Annotated in this window: 15 protein-coding genes; 3 read left to right on the top strand and 12 right to left on the bottom strand. The window is 54.8% G+C overall.

Annotation, left to right across the window (positions count from 1 at the left end; genetic code table 11):
- The first annotated feature begins 43 nt into the window (after nt 1-43).
- Nucleotides 44-2,548 carry a bifunctional glycosyltransferase/CDP-glycerol:glycerophosphate glycerophosphotransferase gene (locus HMPREF2734_RS11455; RefSeq protein ID WP_083308011.1) on the top strand — a complete coding sequence of 835 codons (2,505 nt, stop codon included), beginning with the start codon at nt 44-46 and terminating at the stop codon, nt 2,546-2,548.
- A 498-nt stretch (nt 2,549-3,046) separates the two neighbouring features.
- Here the strand turns inward: HMPREF2734_RS11455 and HMPREF2734_RS01275 are convergent, their stop codons facing one another.
- From HMPREF2734_RS01275 to HMPREF2734_RS01235, 9 genes are all read right to left on the bottom strand, one after another.
- Nucleotides 3,047-5,800 carry a CDP-glycerol:glycerophosphate glycerophosphotransferase gene (locus tag HMPREF2734_RS01275; protein WP_141750390.1) on the bottom strand — a complete coding sequence of 918 codons (2,754 nt, stop codon included), beginning with the start codon at nt 5,798-5,800 and terminating at the stop codon, nt 3,047-3,049.
- Between the two features lie 648 nt (nt 5,801-6,448).
- Nucleotides 6,449-7,396, bottom strand: coding sequence for a Ppx/GppA phosphatase family protein (locus HMPREF2734_RS01270; protein ID WP_070568547.1), 948 nt, complete (start codon nt 7,394-7,396; stop codon nt 6,449-6,451).
- Entirely contained in the window at nt 7,393-7,956 is a 564-nt protein-coding gene (locus HMPREF2734_RS01265) for a DUF501 domain-containing protein (protein WP_070568544.1), read from the bottom strand. Before HMPREF2734_RS01265 ends, HMPREF2734_RS01270 begins: the two co-directional genes overlap by 4 nt.
- Before the next feature lie 123 nt (nt 7,957-8,079).
- Nucleotides 8,080-8,571 carry a Panacea domain-containing protein gene (locus HMPREF2734_RS01260; RefSeq protein WP_070568542.1) on the bottom strand — a complete coding sequence of 164 codons (492 nt, stop codon included), beginning with the start codon at nt 8,569-8,571 and terminating at the stop codon, nt 8,080-8,082.
- Nucleotides 8,571-9,572 carry a hypothetical protein gene (locus HMPREF2734_RS01255; RefSeq protein WP_070568539.1) on the bottom strand — a complete coding sequence of 334 codons (1,002 nt, stop codon included), beginning with the start codon at nt 9,570-9,572 and terminating at the stop codon, nt 8,571-8,573. The genes HMPREF2734_RS01260 and HMPREF2734_RS01255 overlap by 1 nt, the downstream gene beginning before the upstream one ends.
- 59 nt (nt 9,573-9,631) lie before the next feature.
- The gene (locus HMPREF2734_RS01250; RefSeq protein ID WP_070568536.1) at nt 9,632-10,261 is read right to left on the bottom strand and encodes a septum formation initiator family protein; all 630 of its coding nucleotides are present in this window, start codon (nt 10,259-10,261) and stop codon (nt 9,632-9,634) included.
- Nucleotides 10,262-10,546: 285 nt separating this feature from the next.
- Complete coding sequence (locus tag HMPREF2734_RS01245; protein ID WP_070568533.1) at nt 10,547-11,383, bottom strand: type IV toxin-antitoxin system AbiEi family antitoxin domain-containing protein; 837 nt, start codon at nt 11,381-11,383, stop codon at nt 10,547-10,549.
- A gap of 159 nt (nt 11,384-11,542) precedes the next feature.
- Nucleotides 11,543-12,820: a phosphopyruvate hydratase gene (gene eno / locus HMPREF2734_RS01240; RefSeq protein ID WP_070568530.1), complete on the bottom strand. Its 1,278-nt coding sequence runs from the start codon at nt 12,818-12,820 to the stop codon at nt 11,543-11,545.
- A gap of 75 nt (nt 12,821-12,895) precedes the next feature.
- Nucleotides 12,896-13,699 carry a lytic transglycosylase domain-containing protein gene (locus HMPREF2734_RS01235; protein ID WP_070568528.1) on the bottom strand — a complete coding sequence of 268 codons (804 nt, stop codon included), beginning with the start codon at nt 13,697-13,699 and terminating at the stop codon, nt 12,896-12,898.
- Nucleotides 13,700-13,846: 147 nt separating this feature from the next.
- On the opposite strand from HMPREF2734_RS01235, the gene HMPREF2734_RS01230 reads away from it, so the two are divergent.
- On the top strand, nt 13,847-14,269 hold the full coding sequence (locus tag HMPREF2734_RS01230; RefSeq protein WP_070568526.1) for a hypothetical protein: 423 nt from the start codon (nt 13,847-13,849) through the stop codon (nt 14,267-14,269).
- Here HMPREF2734_RS01230 and HMPREF2734_RS01225 read toward each other — a convergent pair.
- Complete coding sequence (locus HMPREF2734_RS01225) at nt 14,259-14,855, bottom strand: MazG nucleotide pyrophosphohydrolase domain-containing protein (protein WP_070568523.1); 597 nt, start codon at nt 14,853-14,855, stop codon at nt 14,259-14,261. The genes HMPREF2734_RS01230 and HMPREF2734_RS01225 overlap by 11 nt on opposite strands.
- Before the next feature lie 33 nt (nt 14,856-14,888).
- Here HMPREF2734_RS01225 and HMPREF2734_RS01220 point away from each other — a divergent pair, with 33 nt between their 5' ends.
- Nucleotides 14,889-15,557, top strand: coding sequence for an 8-oxoguanine DNA glycosylase OGG fold protein (locus HMPREF2734_RS01220; RefSeq protein ID WP_070568575.1), 669 nt, complete (start codon nt 14,889-14,891; stop codon nt 15,555-15,557).
- 87 nt (nt 15,558-15,644) lie between these two features.
- On the opposite strand, the gene HMPREF2734_RS01215 is transcribed toward HMPREF2734_RS01220, so the two are convergent.
- Together HMPREF2734_RS01215 and HMPREF2734_RS01210 are read right to left on the bottom strand one after the other, a co-directional pair.
- Nucleotides 15,645-16,130 (bottom strand): DUF4411 family protein, encoded by a 486-nt coding sequence (locus HMPREF2734_RS01215; protein ID WP_070568520.1) that lies wholly within the window; start codon nt 16,128-16,130, stop codon nt 15,645-15,647.
- Between the two features lie 3 nt (nt 16,131-16,133).
- Nucleotides 16,134-17,219: an ImmA/IrrE family metallo-endopeptidase gene (locus HMPREF2734_RS01210; protein WP_246816752.1), complete on the bottom strand. Its 1,086-nt coding sequence runs from the start codon at nt 17,217-17,219 to the stop codon at nt 16,134-16,136.
- Nucleotides 17,220-17,454: the final 235 nt, after the last annotated feature.

Below are 17,454 nucleotides of genomic sequence, written 5' to 3'. Positions count from 1 at the left end.
ACTCGCTTCCCAATCGGAATCATTACACGGCAAGATTATTAACATGAATGCTACTTCTTTAAACGAACTTCGCTCCACTGTCCGCGCCGCGTACAAGAAAGGATTAACTAAGAGTCTTGAAAGACTTGCTACGACAGATGAGTTTTTCGAATTAGCTCAGTACTGCAGCTACCGCGACCATGAGTTGGACACACTCGATCAAGCGGAACTGAATATCACTTACGGCGAAAAAAGGATGTTGGCCGCCATTCTCGACACTAGGCAGGAAATCACTACCCCCAAACTTGAGGTTATTAAGCATACTGCTGGTCGGAATTATCAATTTAGCGTAATCGTTTGTGTACGAAACACAGCCCACTTTTTGCCTGCACTTTTAGCTTCTTTGGCGTCTCAAACCTTTACTAACTTTCAAATCGTTTTTGTTGACGATGCATCGACCGACTCCAGCTTGTCAGTTTTATCGGACTGGGTTCAAACCCGGACAAACGTAACCCTCGTCCACAGCAATGTAAATCTCGGCCCCGCGGCCGCACGCAACGAGGCACTACGATTCTGCCAAGGAGACTGGATATCGACTATCGATAGCGACGATTTCATTCACGCCAATTATCTAGAACGCGTTAATGACTTTATAGACAGATCTCCGAACTGTGCTATGTACACTACGCGACCACTCCGCGTTAATGGCTTAACCGGTGAAGTCGCAGATTCTTTACCTCTGGCTTTCAAATATCGAGACGGAGATCGCGTAATTGACCTCGACTCCCGCCCAAACCATATTCAGCTCGGCGCAACTGCCTTTCTTGACCGAAAATTCATGCAATCGCACTCCCTTCTTTACGATCCACGCGTTCAGCCAACCTTTGAAGATGGCAATCTCATCGCGCGATACCTGCTTAAGGTCTCTCGTGATACAAACAATCCTCCCTTAGTAGGGGAAATATCAAACGCTTTTTACTTTTATCGCTCCAGACCCGAGAAAAATTCGCTTGTTCAGAGTAGTTGGCGGAAGGGCGAAAGGTATGATGACCAAATTGTTTACGGATATCTTCCCTTGCTGGAAGAATGCGAAGATGATGTCCCGCTTTGGCTCGGTAACACCATCCTCTACGATATTTCCTGGTATTTCACTGAGGAACTGGCTAACCGACCTCGCACCCAATGGATTCAGAGCCACCCTCACCTGAGGTCCAAATTTTTAGAAAATCTGGAAGCCGTTTTTGCCCTGCTACCACACAGAAGCCATCCGTGCCGCAACGTACCGCTTACAGTTTCTAATGCATGGGATAGCCTCTACTGGGGGTCACAGGTAGTTGGAGAATATAATCAAATCTTCTTTGGGGCATTGTCGAGCCCAGCACAACGTAACAAAACTCCGACTTCGCAGATGGCCGGAAACCCGCTCTGCTGGCTTAGCCGGATGCGCATCCGAAGACTAGTTACCGGCGACAGTTTTGGTGCGAATCTAAAAAACGCTATAGGAAGACGCGCGCGCCACATAATAAAGAAGACCGCACGTATTCAGGCCACAGTTATTAAGTTAATTTCTCCGTATATTAACAGATACCAGGACGCACTTGTCTTCATCGATCGTGCTGAAGGGGCCGGCGATAATGCGGAACATCTATTTCGCTGGGTAACAGAAAACACAGACGAAAAAACCTTTTTTGTTTTGTCTAAATCCTCACCAAGTTGGGCGCGTCTACGTGACGAAAAGATAAAACCACTCCCCTACGGCAGCGTTCGCGCAAAACTGGCGTACCTATCCGCACGAGCAGTAATTTCTTCGGATGCGGTTGTGGAATCACGCCAGTTGGCGCCCCATTATTTGTATGGCCATAATAATGCCCCGTTTATTTTTCTCCAACACGGTGTTATTTATAATAAAAATATCAAAAATATAAGCAATTGGCTAAACAGAATCAATATAGACTTAATATTCACAAGCACTTTCGCAGAATATCAACTATTGACTGCTCCGGATTCACCTTTCGCGATAGCGAATGACAGGGTAAAGCTGGTGGGAATGCCTAGATGGGATCGACTCAGGCAGCTCGACGCCTCTCTACCATTTGACAAAAAGATCGATGTCATCCTGATGCCAACATGGTTTCCCGATAGCATATATGACAACTGGTTTGCCCTAGCGGAAAATCTGGCTGACACCTATAACGTCGCGCTCGTGCTCCACCCTTCGATCGCCCGGCAAACTGGAGCCATCGTCGCGAAGAAGTTTCAAATTCTAGATCCTCGAGTAGATGATTTTCAACGCGCTATTTCCCAGACTGATGCTTTCCTAACCGATTACACCTCTGCAATGTTCGACGCACTCTTTTTACGAAAGAAGGTCGCATTTATCTTCCAAAACAGAGGGAAAATAATAACGGAGGAGAGCTCCATCCAAGAAATCCCCGTGCTGGATAGTGAAGCCGCTGTCAGAGGATGGTTAGACCACGGAGCAGAGTTAAATTCGTACCCGTCATTTAACGATTCCGATTGCTACTCAAGAGATACCTACAGGATCATCCAAGAATATTTGGCCCGCTAGCATAACCCAGTTGGGTGTGCACACGGTACAGATTTCAAAGCTCCGTCGCAGCAGACCTGCCTGTTTGACTTGGACTGGGGATGAAGGGCCCAATTCAGAAGCAAGACTCAATCGCAAACTTTTGGCTAAGCGGGACATTAGTAGGAAATCCCCAAAAACATTCAACTAGGCCATTCGACACCCTAACCCGGCTGACAGTTTACTACCAACAACGAGACGTTCCCACGTTGACACTCAACATTGGCCGACAGTCTCCGATCGATCGATTGTAGAACGCCCATCAAACAACAGGGACAGGGAGAATCAGAGCTGCGAGTATTTTCGGGTAGTACACAAATTAATGCGGTTAAAAACGAAGCTCATTCCATTATTATCAGTGTCCAAACTTCTCCATAAGGCTGGTCATGATTGTATTAGTCGACATGCAGCGTCTACGACAGGCCCTCTACAGCGTCATATTTTTGCCTAGTTTTTCCCCGAATATGTGGGGATATTCTCCTAGAGTGCCTCCACAGCTCTTAGCACACGTTCACTGTTAGCCTTATCGTCAAAAGCAAAGAAATCATCGACTCGTTTTCGATACACGTTGTCTAGGGCGCTTTCGGATTTCATCAAGTCGATTAAAGCGTCAACTGTAGACGCAAGATCATAAGTAACCGGCCCAAAACCATTTTGTTCAAATGAGAAGTAACTCTTCTTCCATAGATGATTTTGATAAAAGGCTTGTTGGTCAAATTGACTGTAGACGACGGGCTTCCTCAAGTATGCGAAGTCAAACGCTACAGACGAATAGTCTGTGACCATGATTGACGACCGTGCAAAATAGTCTCGATAGTCATTGGGTGGAGCCGCTACTCGAAAACGGTCCGTTCCTTCAAAGTCTATAGCCTGTGCGTAAAAACTAGGATGCAAAACTAGTTCAGCTCTGTAACCATACTCTTCCATTGCCTTGTTAAGACGAGGATCAAAGATCAATTGCTGGTAGAAGTCATAATAATCACTTTGAGTGAAGTGAGGGTTGTACCCACGCTCGCCAGTGATTGGGTCCGCATCTCCAGTTAGGTTTTGCCTCCATGTTGGGGCAACCATGATTAACTTTTCGGCAGCATCGTCAATACGGTCATATCGTGGAAAACCAGTGAGTACGACTTCTTTACCCGAATAGCCATAGTCCCTATCTAAAATGCTCTGTCGCTCAGCCTCTGAGCTTGTTACGAACACCTTAATATCCTTGGCAAAACGATTCAGCCAAGTTGACTGGTCATGGACAGTAATGCCGTGAGCTAAGAAAACGAAATCAAATGTGAGCCTATCTAGGAAGAGGTTTCTATCTTCCTTGAAAGGATTAATTATAAAGTCATCCGCATGCGAGGAGAGTACTTTGTCAGCATTGAGCATCAAGATCTTATGTTTGATGCTCCCCGGCTTCAGCACTTTTCCAATCTTGCTCAGTCTTTTATAGTCGCCGGATTTGTCCGAGACCATGAAATAAATGTTGGATTTGCGATATGAAATGGCGCACAGATGAGCAAAGAGGGCTTCGCCATTATCACCACCACTTGAAAGACGATCCGATATGATCCACAGTTCCCTTTTCTTAAAAAGGGCGTAAATACTCGCCAATGCGCGGAGTGCAAATACTGAACTCTTCTTCATGGTCTTTGGCGAATTGGTTTTACTTCTCACCGTCAACCGCCAGAAAGATAACTCTCTCTTGATTCTCTGAACTGAGGAGTTACTCAACACTTTCAGGGCGTCGTTCCGAATATTCTGAATAACGAACGCATCCGCTGCCCAGTAGGTAGAGATACCATTCGGAATTCGAGACTTCTCCTTATTGAAAAGCTTGCCCTTAATCACCTCTCCATCAGGCAAGCGCACGGCGGGCCAGATACGATCCCCGACTTCGATTTTGGTTTCAAACTTGTAGACGATCCGGTCAAGAACTAGATCTCCCAGGAACTCCACGTTGGGCCTGTCATCTTGGATCCGTTCAGAAGGTAAGAAAGAGCCATTTTTTACAAATCCGTACTCAACGCCCTCGAAAGGCATTCCAAAATGATACCCTTCGAGCCGTAGAATGTTCCCCTCTAGCTCGCAGAGGTGAATAGTGCAGATCTTTGCGCCTTCATTATAGCTCGCAATTCTCGTGCCACGATAGAAAAAACCGTTCCCCCGCTGCTCCGCGTTGGCAAGGGGATCATCCCCATACTTGAGCCTGAGCATGTGAATCTTGTGCTCCGCAAAGATATTGCGGAGCGCCATAATTACATCGACATCAATATAAGTGAGCAGAGACCTAAACAGCCGTTTATATCTCTCCTCCTCATCCGCCGACAACACAGATTGCGCAGACTGCTTAATCCTCCATTGCAAGTCGTACGCCACGACATACTGCACATATTTCGGAACAACACCATTTACCGCGGTGAGATAGAAAAGACAGGCGTCTACGTTCCACAACGTGTCCCAATACCAAAGTGGATTTGCTTGAGATCCTTGAATAGCTGAGGATTGATCAGCTCGCCGACGATAGTTCAAGTGCGCTGTGGAGACCACACCGTATTTTTGCTTCGACTGAATGAGGCGAGTGAGGAATAGCTTATCTTCGGAGTATTTTCGAGTAGCGTCGAAGCGCAATCCTGTACTTTCGATCGATTCTCTAGTCAAGAAAGTGGCTGGGGCATGCAAGTGAATCGCATCGAACTCTCGCCGCGTATCGATAACGCGGGTGCCACTATTAAATTTAAAGTTTAAAGGGTGTTCGCCGACTGTAGCATCAAAAAAATACATCGGGATTGCTACTACATCAACTTCTTGCGAGTTGTGCTCGAAAAAGTCGAGAACATCGGACAAAACATTGTCCGACCAAGTATCATCTGAATCCAAGAGCGCTATATACTTACCTTCAGCAATTTCGATGCCATTGTTTCGGGCTATCGACACACCCTGGTTAGGCTGCTGGATTACCTTTATAAGACGAGGATACTGCTTCTCATACCGAAGGCAAATATCTAGAGCGTTGTCAGGACTCCCATCATCAATAATGAGCACCTCGGACCTAGCCAAAATATCCGGATCCTGGTTGAGAACACTGTCTAAGGTTTCACCCACAAAGGCTTCGGTTCCATAAACTGGAATAATAACGCTAAAAAGAAGCTCATTTTCCCGCGCCGACCTTGGTCGCATATTTGCTCGTTTCTTTTCCGCTAGGTTGCGCATTTCGTTCCACCGCTTGTTCCAAATTGTCAAGTCTGTTTGAAAATGCTAGCTAATTCATAAAAGACATCCAACTTTCGGCACTTTGTTGCCGGATAGCCACAGAAAAGAGATCCATTTTCCTTTTGACTGCGTAATAATTAGTTTACACAACTATAAAGACTTCAGGAGCATGGTCGCTAACACCGTATACATTATCTGCCACTGCCACGAGATATCCGCCATTGTATTAAATTGGGATAAACCGCGCTTACAGAGCCAAGCGCGCTGTCAAAGAAGATGCCCACTCGATTACTCCCTCCAGTGACTTTTTACTCCCAGCGTAAACTTGTCATCCAGTAAAACTGCGCGTGTATTCGCCGACGGAAAATCATCCGTGCGCGTTTCTAAAATTGTCACTGCCCTTTGGCATTAACAGAATTTTAACCTTCACCTTATTCGTCAGTCTGACAGAAAACTACGAATCATGACCTGTGATGCAGATTGCTAGGCGATGGACGCTCTACAGCGCTCCACGATGTAGTTAATTGTTGTATATCCCAGGCTAAACCAGAAATCATTTTATATAAATCCTCACGAAATTATTCGTTAATCGATCTCGTTCGAATCTTTCCGACACACTATCGGCCATCTGCTATTAACATTTTTCCTTCACACAAGCCAGGGTAGGCAATGTGTCATTTAACACTGGCGAGATTTGGGGAGGTCCTTTTGAAGAAGGCCATCAAGAATGTCTTTCTCACTGATGACAATTCGTCTCGCGTTTGCTTCGCGTTCGAAGAAATCAATCAGTTCTGCGACAACAACCGAACCTGCTGCAATGACGTCGGCTCGCTCTGGGTGTACCACGGGATTGGTCCGGCGCTCCTCCGCAGTTTTGTTTCGAAGGTCTTCTGCGACCTTGCGAATACGGTCGAAGGAAATCTCCGACATGTGGATCCGTTCCGGATCGTAGGAATCGAGTTTCTGAGCGAGTGCGGAGAGCGTTGTGAACGTACCGGCACAGCCGACGAAGGTACGTGCCTGGGCAAACGGCACCACCTTTGAAGCCTCGGCGATTCGGTCAGCGATGTACTCGCGGGCGGCAGCGGTTTCTTCTACCGTGGGCGGATCGGTAGGCATGAAGCGCTCAGTGATGCGCACGCACCCCATCTGGGTGGAAACCGCGTACAGTTGGTCAGCGGTCTGCATGACGAACTCGGTGGATCCGCCGCCGAGGTCAATCACGCAGAACGGCCCGCGTTCCTGGTCAAGGTCTGCCGTAGCGCCAGCAAACGACAGGGCCGCTTCTTCCTCGCCAGAGATCACTTCGGCTTCTGCGCCGGGCTGGATCTTGCCCAGGAGTTCTCGGGTCATGGCGAAGAAATCCTCGCGGTTGCCCGCGTCGCGAGTAGCGGAGGTAGCCACCATGCGTACGCGGGTGACGTTCTCGCGCTGCATTTCGTCGACATAGTCCGCGAGTGCTACGCGGGTGCGTTCGATGGCCTCAGGGGCGAACTGTCCAGTCTCGTCGACACCTTGGCCCAGACGCACGATGGTGTTGCGACGGGAGACCTCGCCGGTTTCGGTGTCGTGGATAAGCAGACGGATGGAGTTGGTGCCGCAGTCCACGGCGGCGACGCGGGTCACTGCAGCCCCTCCCCTGCTTCAGCAAGTGTGATGCCGAGATCCTCAAGCGTCGGCCAATCCTCCGGAATCGCGGTGCCGCGCAGGTTGCCGTGCTCCGCAGCGAGGGCGACCGCCTCGGTGCCGAAGCGGACACGCTCGGGTCCTTCTGCGAGCGCGTAGGCGATGAGCACGTGGAGGCACTTCACTCGCTCCGGCATACCGCCGCCGGAAAAATCGGTGCCGAGATCCTCGATGGCGTTGCGCTCTGCGAGGAAGTATTCGTGGGCGGCCTGGTAGTCGCGTCGTAAAGCTTCGCCCTCAGCGGTATCAGCGTTGAGACGGGTTTCCATCCACTTCATCACCTGAGCTACCTCAAGGCGTGACGCTTCGGCGGTAAGACGCGGATCGGTGAGGTAGTAGAGGGTGGGGAACGGGGTGCCGTCGTCAAGTTTTGGCGCCGTTTTCACCACAGCCGGCTGATTGTCCGGGGTGGTGTAGGCAATCGCGAGGACACCGCGCGGCGTGCGGCCGAGCTGCTCAGCGACAACGGCGAGCTGTTCATCGGAAGGAGAAGTATGCATGCGGACTATTGTCCCATACGCTGGCTACTGCACTGGCGTGAGAGCTTCCACTCGTCAATCTTTCGCCCATCAGTCGGTATCAAACTCAACAGTGTGGTTCAACACGCCAAATATCTCGATGCCTCATTTTGGAACAAAGTCTCCACCGAGACGGATCCTCTCCGCCTCTTTCATGAAGTAGCTACGCATTGATTCCTGAGAGATATCCGCATAGTAAACCGCTCGTTGAGAACCGTCCGGGTAGGTCGCTTCGTGCCACGGAGACCCATGCATGTGTGTGTAATCAGCCAACTTGAAAGCCGCTGTCCCTCCGTAGTTGGCCAATACATACTCTACAATCGAATGGTCTATATTGTTCAACCTTTTGCTGTCTCCTCCAAAATCGAAGTCAGCATCGACGTATGCCTGGTTCGCGTGGCGTTCATAAACGCTAGGCACAACGGGACCGTACCGCCAGGCTTCAATTGGCTGGTCAAAGGCCGGCTTCCCCCAGACAGCCAAACTCCAGCCCTGGATGAAATACAATAGCTTTTGCAATTTCACGGTTTCGAGTTGTCGCCCGTGCGCTAATCGCGCCACTATCGCCTGTGCAAAGTCATGTGCGTTCGCCGTCATTATTTCGACCTCCCAACTGGCGCTATTTTGCCGTCATGTATCAGTTCCAGGTAGTCGGACTGATAGGCGCGGAAGTCCATCGCTCCACTGAATTCCTTCTCGTAAACATCGAAGTAAGTTAGCGAGAACATTTCAGTTATGGAATGCACAATCCTATCAACTTCGGCGCTAATTGCGTTCTTTTTTGGAAAATCAACAGTGATCGCCCCGATGACGACCCTGGCCCCATTACCGTCTTTGGGAGTTCGGATAGGCGATACAACAAATGAGTTGTAGCCGTTTCGAAAATTCGGCTTCACCGCCCCGAATATAACTGGTGGATTTTTGACATCGTTTACCACCACCCTTGTCCCCTCGTCACGTACTACTTTCAAGAACTGGCTACCTGCCGCGTCATCATGAGTGAAGGTGTCTCTGGCGGAAGCGTGTGCACGCCCACCGCCTCCAGCTTCTGCTTCTAGATAGAATCGGGAATTTAGTTGAGACTTCCCGTGACTTTCTTCGTAGAAGCACGAGGAGTATCGGTAAACACAGACCCTAGCTTGGTTTCCGAGTATCGACACGGCCTCCTTCGCAATGATATCCACCAACTTAACGACGGCCGTCTGACTTGCCCCCTTACTCGGTTCACGACCTACTTCCGACCGGTACTCGTTGATTGCCTGTAAACAACTGTCGATCCGCTCCACAAATCGGCTCGAACAACCTGATTTGTTAGCACGCACTTGGATAAAACGGATCAGTGTTGGGATAACTACCAGCCCCACAATCAAAAGCACCATACCGATCCAAAAAGAACGTGCCGAGATGCTTTTCCCTTCCACCCAAGCAGCAACAACAGGCGAAGCGAGAATCGTGCCGGCCGTAACGAGCGAAGCTGCAATGAGCTCCAGAATGAATTTGACGGTTGGACGCCAATCGGTAGCTAAGTGGCGCGCTGGTTCGTATGGAGTGGTTTGGTCGGTATCGACTTCATGAGATTTGTGCTTGCCAAGAAACATTTTCGTTCCTAACCCCTTATGCGCTCTGTGGCCCAATGATGGTGAAAGAGATTGAACCGTCAACGGCCAGGTTCGGGCGCAGGCCCCTCAGAGTCCAGAACCTCAGGCGCCGGCGCCACGGGTGCCGGCTCTTCTGGCGCAGGCGCTTCGGGGGCGGAGGGGGGCGGACCGTCGTCGATAGGCGGCAGCTCCTCGGTGGGGATGTCACGGAGCGAATCCCACAGCACCTCGGACCACTCGCGGTCGTCCGGGATCTCGTCGGCAGCGGTGGTGATGTTATCGGGGGCAGACATGCGCGGATCAAGGATCCGCCAGACGGTCTCCCCCTCTTCCACCACGCCCAGGCGGCGGCGTGCTTCTTGACGCATGAAGGCATCGTCTTCGTACATGGCAATGTCGCTTTCAAGCGCCTGCTTGCGTGCCTCCAAGCGTTCGATGGACTCCTGGGCGCGGGCGATCTCAGCGCGGCCCTCGTAGTAGTTCCGAAGGGGTGCGGCGATGGCGAGGAGGACGAGCAGGACGACGCTGATCAGGATGACCACGCTGGCCATGTCCTGCTTTGGAAACACGCGCGCCCGCCTCGTGCGGGAGCGTTGCGCGCGCTCCGCAGCGCGCTGGGCACGCTCCGCGTCGCGACTCGCGACTGGCACCGTGTGCGACTTGCGGGGACGTGGCGGGCGCTTCTTCATAGGTAAGCAGTCTAGATGCGCTTGAGGATTTCGCGGACTGCGGCGCGGCCAGAGGAGCGGTCATGGGGTCGTCGATACGCTTGCTCCAGCGCTCGGTGGCCGCAGCCTCGACAGTGAGGCAGAGGAACATGATGCCCAATACGTACGGGTTTATCGCCAACTTCGCGTATCAGGATCCCACCGGGCTGCGGAGAGTTCTCCAGCAAGCGTTGGGTTGAGCACTTCCGATGCAAACGCAGTCGCCTGAGCGAAATCGTGGTACTTCACGGCCAGACCGTCTCACGCCTACTTGTCGCCATTGCCCACCTGCCTTGCGAGTTCCTGCATTTGCTTGCGAAGCGGCTCCATTTGTTCAGCGATTCGTGCGTTGATGATTGCCAGGCTCTCCTCAAGACCCTTAAATACGCTCAGGTGAATTGATACGCGTTCAACGGCGTGGTCAATGAGCGCGAGGCGATTGCGCCACTCCGCGCTGTCTTCCACAGAGGACGCTTCAGCGCTTAGCTCGGCGACCAATTGTCTGCCGGACTTCGCCTCGTAGTAGCGGGCTGAAGGGGCGAGCTTGCTCGCGAGGTCGTCGATACGCACGCCCTCCTTCCGGAGAGCGTCCGCGACAAGGTCTGCGAGGTACCCGCGCTCAATCTTGGCCTCGGCCAAATCACCAACGGTGCGGGTGACGCTTGTCACCGGCAGTCCATCCACCGACACAATGTCCTCCTCAGGAAGATCACGACGGGTGCGGATGCGGACTCCTTGCTGCCGCGTCTGCTTCGTGCCGCCGGTTGAAAACGTGAACTTCGGCGGAATCAAACGGCCGATCCCGTGGATGAGAGCAGCCGACTCGTGCGAGACCACCACGGGCTGCTCGTCCTCCCAGCGCTCGTCGATGAACTTCTTTGGCTCGAGAGATAGCCACGCCGCCCGAATCTCATCGTGGGGTCCACCCTGATGGGACGGCAGCAGATAGACGCCATGCCGCGCTCGGTCAAGATCACCGCGCTCCACGAGGCGGGACAGCTGCAGGCGTTCAATCCCCTCCCGTCCCGCTTGGCCGGTGGTGACGATCCCCCACTGGTCGGAGGCGACCATCTCTAAGGTCGCTAACACATCTGCACGCTTCACCAACCCCTCCTTTTGCGTTTGTATCCGTGATTGCGGACGATTGTATCATTCAAAGCGATACAATCGTCCGTTTGTTTCGATACAAACGTCAGATTTGGACATAAAGAAGCGGCCCCGCACCGAAAACGGGCGGGGCCGGACGTAGCGGTGAGCTACTGCCTACTTCTTAAAGCGCGGGAAGGCGTCGCGGCCGGCGTACACGGCGGCGTCGCCAAGCACCTGCTCAATGCGCAGCAACTGGTTGTACTTCGCCACACGCTCGGAACGAGCCGGGGCACCAGTCTTGATCTGGCCGCAGGACAGCGCCACGGCCAGGTCGGCGATGGTGGTGTCCTCGGTCTCGCCGGAACGGTGCGACATCATGGTGCGGAAGCCGTTGCGGTGTGCGAGCTCGACGGCGTCGAAGGTCTCGGTGAGGGTACCGATCTGGTTCACCTTGACCAGCAGAGCGTTCGCGGCGCCCTTCTCGATGCCTTCGGCGAGGCGCTTCGGGTTGGTGACAAAGAGGTCGTCGCCGACGATCTGGATCTTGTCGCCAAGCTTCTCGGTCAGGGCGACGTAGCCGTCCCAGTCGTTCTCATCCAGCGGGTCCTCGATGGAGACGATCGGGTACTGCTCCACCAGGTCCGCGTACACCTGGATCATCTCCTCGGCGGAGTGCTTGCCGCCCTCGAAGTTGTAGGTGCCGTTTTCGTAGAACTCGGAGGAGGCGACGTCGAGGGCGAGCGCGACATCGCTACCAAGCTTGTAGCCCGCCTTCTCAATAGCCTCGACGATCAGGTCGAGGGCGGCCTTGGTGGAGTCGACGGACGGGGCGAAACCGCCCTCGTCGCCAAGACCCGTGGACAGGCCCTTGGACTTAATCACGGACTTCAGCGCGTGGTAGACCTCAGTGCCCATACGCAGCGCCTCGGCGAAGGTCTCCGCGCCGATCGGGGCGATCATGAACTCCTGGACGTCCACGCCAGAGTCGGCGTGTGCACCACCGTTGAGGATGTTCATCATCGGCACCGGAAGGGTGTGCGCATTCGGGCCGCCGATGTAGCGGAACAGCGGCAGCTCGGCAGCCTCAGCGGCAGCCTTCGCCACAGCCATCGACACACCAAGCAAGGCGTTCGCGCCCAAGTTCTTCTTGTTGTCGGTGCCGTCGAGCTCGATCATCGTGTTGTCGATCAGACGCTGATCGTCCGCCTCAAACGCGATCAGGGCGTCCGCGATGGTCTCGTTGACGTTCTCAACCGCCTTGAGAACGCCCTTGCCGTCGTAGCGGTCGTCGCCATCGCGAAGCTCGTGAGCCTCATGCTCACCCGTCGACGCACCCGACGGCACCGCAGCCTGGCCATGCGAGCCATCCGACAACAGCGCTTCCACCTCCACGGTCGGGTTACCGCGCGAATCCAGAATCTCGCGAGCAAAGATGTGCATGATGTCAGCCATGAGTTCTCCTTAACGTGGACATAGGCGTGGAAAATGACTTGGCGAAAAATTCCGTCCACAAGTCTAGCCGTTGCCCTACCGGTGGGCAGGCTGGTTCATGGCATAGTTGGCCGCCGCGTCGCGCACACGAGCGAAATAGTCGCTGGACTGGTTATACGCGTAGATGGCCTGGGTCCACCCCTCCTCGGTGGCCAGGTCGCGGGGTGTGCCGCCGGAATTGCACAGGAGGTTCGCGGCACCTAAGGCGGCGTCGTCGATCTGCTGGGGGTTCGGGGTTCCATCGCCGTTGGCGTCGCGACCAAAGCGCGCCCAAGACTCTGGAATGAACTGCATCGGGCCGACGGCGCGGTCGAACTCCGTGTCGCCGTCCAGCTGACCATGGTCGGTGTCCGGGACCTTGGCAAAGCCGTCCCCGTTCAGTTGCGGGCCGATGATGGGCGGTTGCGGGTAGCCGTTCTCGTCCAGTTTGGAGTAATCGAAGCGGCCGCCGTACGTGCCGTGGCGGGTCTCCACCCAGCCGATGCCGGCAAGCGTGTTCCAGGTCAGGTTGCAGTGCGGCCAGGCTTCCTCGGCGATCAGCGCAGCGTTGGCGTAGGCGCGCACGGCCTGGCCGGACATGTTCGTGGCCTCGCCGATGCTTTGCGACCAGTCAAAGAGTTGGTCGGAGGTTCTGCCCGGCGCGTGGACGTCGATACGCGGGGGCGCCTCCGCGGTCGCAGGTGGGACCGTGAGCGGGGCTTTTTGCTTCGGCTCTGTTGTGTCGAAGTTGAAGGCAGACAGCAGCCACGCGATAAGCGCGACGACAAGAATAACGGCCATGGCCGCGCCAAGAATGCCCACGCAGCCACAGCCGCGAGCAATGCGTCGCGGTGTGATCATGGGCGCAAAGTGTACCGGGTGCGGTTGCGGCGCAGTGCGGGGGTTAGGCGGTGCCAGAAGTAACAATTTTCACACAAACCACAACAATCACAGCTGTAACAGTTATGATGCTTTGCGACCTATCAAACTTCCCCGAAAGGACACCCCATGCGCCGCATCACCGCAGCACTCGCAGCAGGCCTCATCGCCGTCACCGGCTTCGCAGGCACCGCAACCCCCGCCAAGGCTCAGACCCTCGAACTCGTCCGCCTGCTCAACGGCAACATCGCCACCGCCAACTGCGACAGCCTCCGCACCGGCCTGACCGCCACCCGCATGGTGAACAAGGACACCACCCGCAGCCAGCTGGTCATGAACCTCAACACCGCCGTGGGCAACGACGCAGCCCTGCGCCTCGTCTCCGCAAGCACCGTTGGTGCGGTTGCGGACCGTGCGCTGGAGTGCGGCATCGTCAAGCCAGACCCAGTCACCCCGTTCGACCAGCTCTTCGCCGGCTCCTCCCAGATGTCCTCCCAGGCAGGCCTGCCGGACATCCGCACCCTCATCCCGGCACTGCCGGCTATTCGCTAGCCTTCCCCTCGACCCACAGACGGTCCTGCGTCCCCTTATCCACAGGCCCGTCTGACCCGTCGAACAAATACGGCGCACGGCGGCGCATCTTATCGACGAACGCCCCCGCCACATCCCCAAACCCAAAGGCACCCCGCTCATCGGCAATCTCCGCATGGAACAACACCTGCAGGAGCAAATCCGACAGTTCCTTCTTGAGTTCCGCGTCGGGCGCCTTTGCGCGAATCGCCTCGGCGACCTCACCAGCCTCCTCCGCCAAAAACGGCAGGAGGCTTTCGTGCGTCATCTCCTGCTCCCACTCACCCCGGCGACGCGCCTCACGCATCGTCTCCACAGCCTGCAACACAGGATCCTCGAGGGAAGGGACTTTGATCAGGGCGGTGGAGTCGTCGTCAAGCAAACGCTCCGCGAACTTCGGATCCGTAGTCACAATCCAATGCCCGTCGCCGTCTACGACATCCAACGCCCAACGCACCGACACCGGCACCTCCGGCGAAAACTCCACACGCCCACGAATCTGGCCAACGAGATTGAGCGGGATCATGTCGGGCCAACGGGCATCCAGAAGCAACACGGTCGCAGTCATGGTGGGAAGTCTAAGGCCTCTATGATGGAGCGCATGACTCAGATCGCCGAAGCACTCGAAACCATCAAACCCAACGCCCAAGACGCGCTACAAGACTCCGTCACCTTCTCCCCCATCCGCTGGAAAACTGGCTGGCCCCACCACCTCCGCCGCGTACCGCCCTTCCGCGACGACGCCACCGCCTCCATCACCCGCGCCGAAGTCTTCTCCTTCGCCTCGGATGTCCGCTCCTCCGACTACGCGCGCGAGCAGATCATCGACTTCCTCGGCGCCTGCTTCGCCTACATCGCCGGCCAATCCAACCAGGTCATGCAAATGCAGGCGTTTCTGCGCAACAAGGGCAACGCTTCCAAGTTGCTGGGTGCGATCCGCAAGCTTGGCGGGCTGTCGCCTATCGACGCCTACACCTCCCTGATCGCAACCGGCCTGGCACCGAAGTATGCATCCGCCGTGGCGTACTTCCTGGCAGGTGAGCAGGATGCTGCTGGGGTCGCGGGTGTCGACGGTGCTGCTGCGCCGGCGATCATCTGCTCCAACCGCGCGCGTCTGGCCGGCCTGGCGAAGGACGCCGACTGGACCGCCGACGAATACAAGGAGTACCTCGACGCTCTGACCGCTGCTCGGGACGCTTACGACTCTTCGCTGCCTTTGGACGCGGTTGAGTGGGCGTTGCGGGAGTTTGCTCGTCGCGAGGCAAAGTAGCGCTGAGTTTTTAGGGGTGAATATGTCGCCCGGCGAGCTTAGGGGCAAACCCGAACTCGCCGGGCTTCAGTGTTTGGTGGGGGTGTTTTAGATCTTGATATTCAACCGCTGAAGGAACTCGAGTGCACTGATACAGGGCACCTTGAACTGCACAGCCACGTCAGGGATCTTTATCTTCTTTAGGCTGTTAGGCGCCGACGCCTCGTTAGTAACGATGGTCGCGCCGTAGCGATATGCCGATGCCACCAACCATGAGTCGGCCTCATTGAGAAACTCCGTAACCGCGGCTTCGTGGTACTTGGGCTTCCTCCCCAGCACTACCCATTCCACGACTTCCTGGTAACAATCGATCTCTTTTTGATCAGGGAAGATTATTTGCTCTTGGCGGACATTCTTCTGATACCAGCCGTACTCAGGAGCACCCCACACAGCAAGCTCTTTATCAACCTCATCATGGAAGTACACACCGTCGGAGAACAACGCAGCTTCAAGTTTCTCCCAAAGCGTCGGAAACACAGTATCCGGATAAACACTGGCCAGGGTGCCCAAGAAGTTGGTGTCCACCAAATACATCAACTACACCGCTTCCCGGCCTCGCACCTGGCGTGCATTGACCAGATTCGCGAACGACTCGCTCGAATTGGTTCCTAGGTACCGCGCAGCCTCCCGTTGCGATATCTGGCCATTCACCGCCGCTTGCGTAACCGTGTCAAAGAATCTTCCGCCAACCCGGGAACGAACCAGCACGTGGTGCGGCGGCGCCCCCTCACCGGACTTCCCCGCTCGCTCTCCAGTGTGCTTCACCAAGGGCAGTACGCGACGTGCTTCCTCTTGATCAATGAGCTCCAATTCTTCGAGGCGCCAGAGCATGGCTTCCCTACTCAGGCCAAAGCGGCGGGCGAGTCGTTCGACTTCGTCTTTGGTCGGCATGGTGTCGTCGAAAAGCTTCTGCACTGCAGATGCCGGAGCAATGAGCTCAGAAGCAAACTGGTTGCACCACCGCTCCAACTGCACGCCGTCCGTATGATCGGAGACACCCGGTTTTCCGAGCACAACGTGGCCAAGCTCATGCGCGAGGCTGAACAACTGCGCGGTCTTTGCATCGCGAGTGTTGATGAAGACGAGACAGAAACCATCGTCTTCAATGGTGAACCCGCGAAACTCATCGACGCTCAAACGACGCTTCGTCGAACTCTCTACGATCGAATTTCGCGCTACCAACACCCCTGCTTCTTCCATCGACAGAACCAAGGCGCGCACTTTATCCGCCCCCGGAAATGGGGCTTCTGCATCAAACCCGAGATGCTCGCGGATGGACAGCGCGACGTCGTGCGGGCGCTGAGAACTCGAGGCGGAAGCGAAAAAGACCGGGGGTTCGATCCCCTCATCCTTTGCGTAGTCCGAGTACCAAGCCAGACGCTGCTGCGACTTGAGAACAACCTCTTGAAGATCTGGGCTCATCGACCCCAACGCAGAATTCCTGACGGTCCGGAAATCTGCAACACCAGTGTCTTCTCCCGAAGGCTCCTTAAGCAGCAACCTCCCGAACGGAATCTTGGCGCGGCGAGCCAAGTCTTGTGCCTGACGCAGCGTGGGTTGTGCGTCCCCCTCCAACCAGGAATCGAATTTTGGAAAACGCTTGAGCAACTCATCGTCATCCAAACCCGTGCGACGAGCGGCCCACTGCAAAACGGAAGGCGTGACCGAAACACGCGGCGAGTTCATCGGCCCACCTCCTTGTCACTCTTCCTGCGAAAACCGAACTCTGCCCAAGACGATAGTGCGTATGGGGTCAGTATGTCACCCAGAGTTGACACGTGAACCGGTTTTGATGTGGAGGGTCGATGCCGCCGCTGTACTGGGCGTGGGGTGTCATGATTCCGGTGGACGGTGAAAC

The organism is Corynebacterium sp. HMSC055D05 (assembly GCF_001810365.1).
Classification (GTDB): domain Bacteria; phylum Actinomycetota; class Actinomycetes; order Mycobacteriales; family Mycobacteriaceae; genus Corynebacterium; species Corynebacterium coyleae.
Note: the sequence above shows the minus strand (reverse complement) of the source record. Positions and strands in the feature narration are given on the sequence as shown.

What these genes read in the sequence shown, in the direction of transcription:
- HMPREF2734_RS11455 (WP_083308011.1), top strand. Translation starts at nt 44, where the DNA reads ATGAATGCTACTTCTTTAAACGAACTTCGCTCCACTGTCCGCGCCGCG.
- HMPREF2734_RS01265 (WP_070568544.1), bottom strand. Translation starts at nt 7,956, where the DNA reads ATGCATACTTCTCCTTCCGATGAACAGCTCGCCGTTGTCGCTGAGCAG.
- HMPREF2734_RS01260 (WP_070568542.1), bottom strand. Translation starts at nt 8,571, where the DNA reads ATGACGGCGAACGCACATGACTTTGCACAGGCGATAGTGGCGCGATTA.
- HMPREF2734_RS01255 (WP_070568539.1), bottom strand. Translation starts at nt 9,572, where the DNA reads ATGTTTCTTGGCAAGCACAAATCTCATGAAGTCGATACCGACCAAACC.
- HMPREF2734_RS01250 (WP_070568536.1), bottom strand. Translation starts at nt 10,261, where the DNA reads ATGAAGAAGCGCCCGCCACGTCCCCGCAAGTCGCACACGGTGCCAGTC.
- eno (WP_070568530.1), bottom strand. Translation starts at nt 12,820, where the DNA reads ATGGCTGACATCATGCACATCTTTGCTCGCGAGATTCTGGATTCGCGC.
- HMPREF2734_RS01235 (WP_070568528.1), bottom strand. Translation starts at nt 13,699, where the DNA reads ATGATCACACCGCGACGCATTGCTCGCGGCTGTGGCTGCGTGGGCATT.
- HMPREF2734_RS01230 (WP_070568526.1), top strand. Translation starts at nt 13,847, where the DNA reads ATGCGCCGCATCACCGCAGCACTCGCAGCAGGCCTCATCGCCGTCACC.
- HMPREF2734_RS01225 (WP_070568523.1), bottom strand. Translation starts at nt 14,855, where the DNA reads ATGACTGCGACCGTGTTGCTTCTGGATGCCCGTTGGCCCGACATGATC.
- HMPREF2734_RS01220 (WP_070568575.1), top strand. Translation starts at nt 14,889, where the DNA reads ATGACTCAGATCGCCGAAGCACTCGAAACCATCAAACCCAACGCCCAA.
- HMPREF2734_RS01215 (WP_070568520.1), bottom strand. Translation starts at nt 16,130, where the DNA reads ATGTATTTGGTGGACACCAACTTCTTGGGCACCCTGGCCAGTGTTTAT.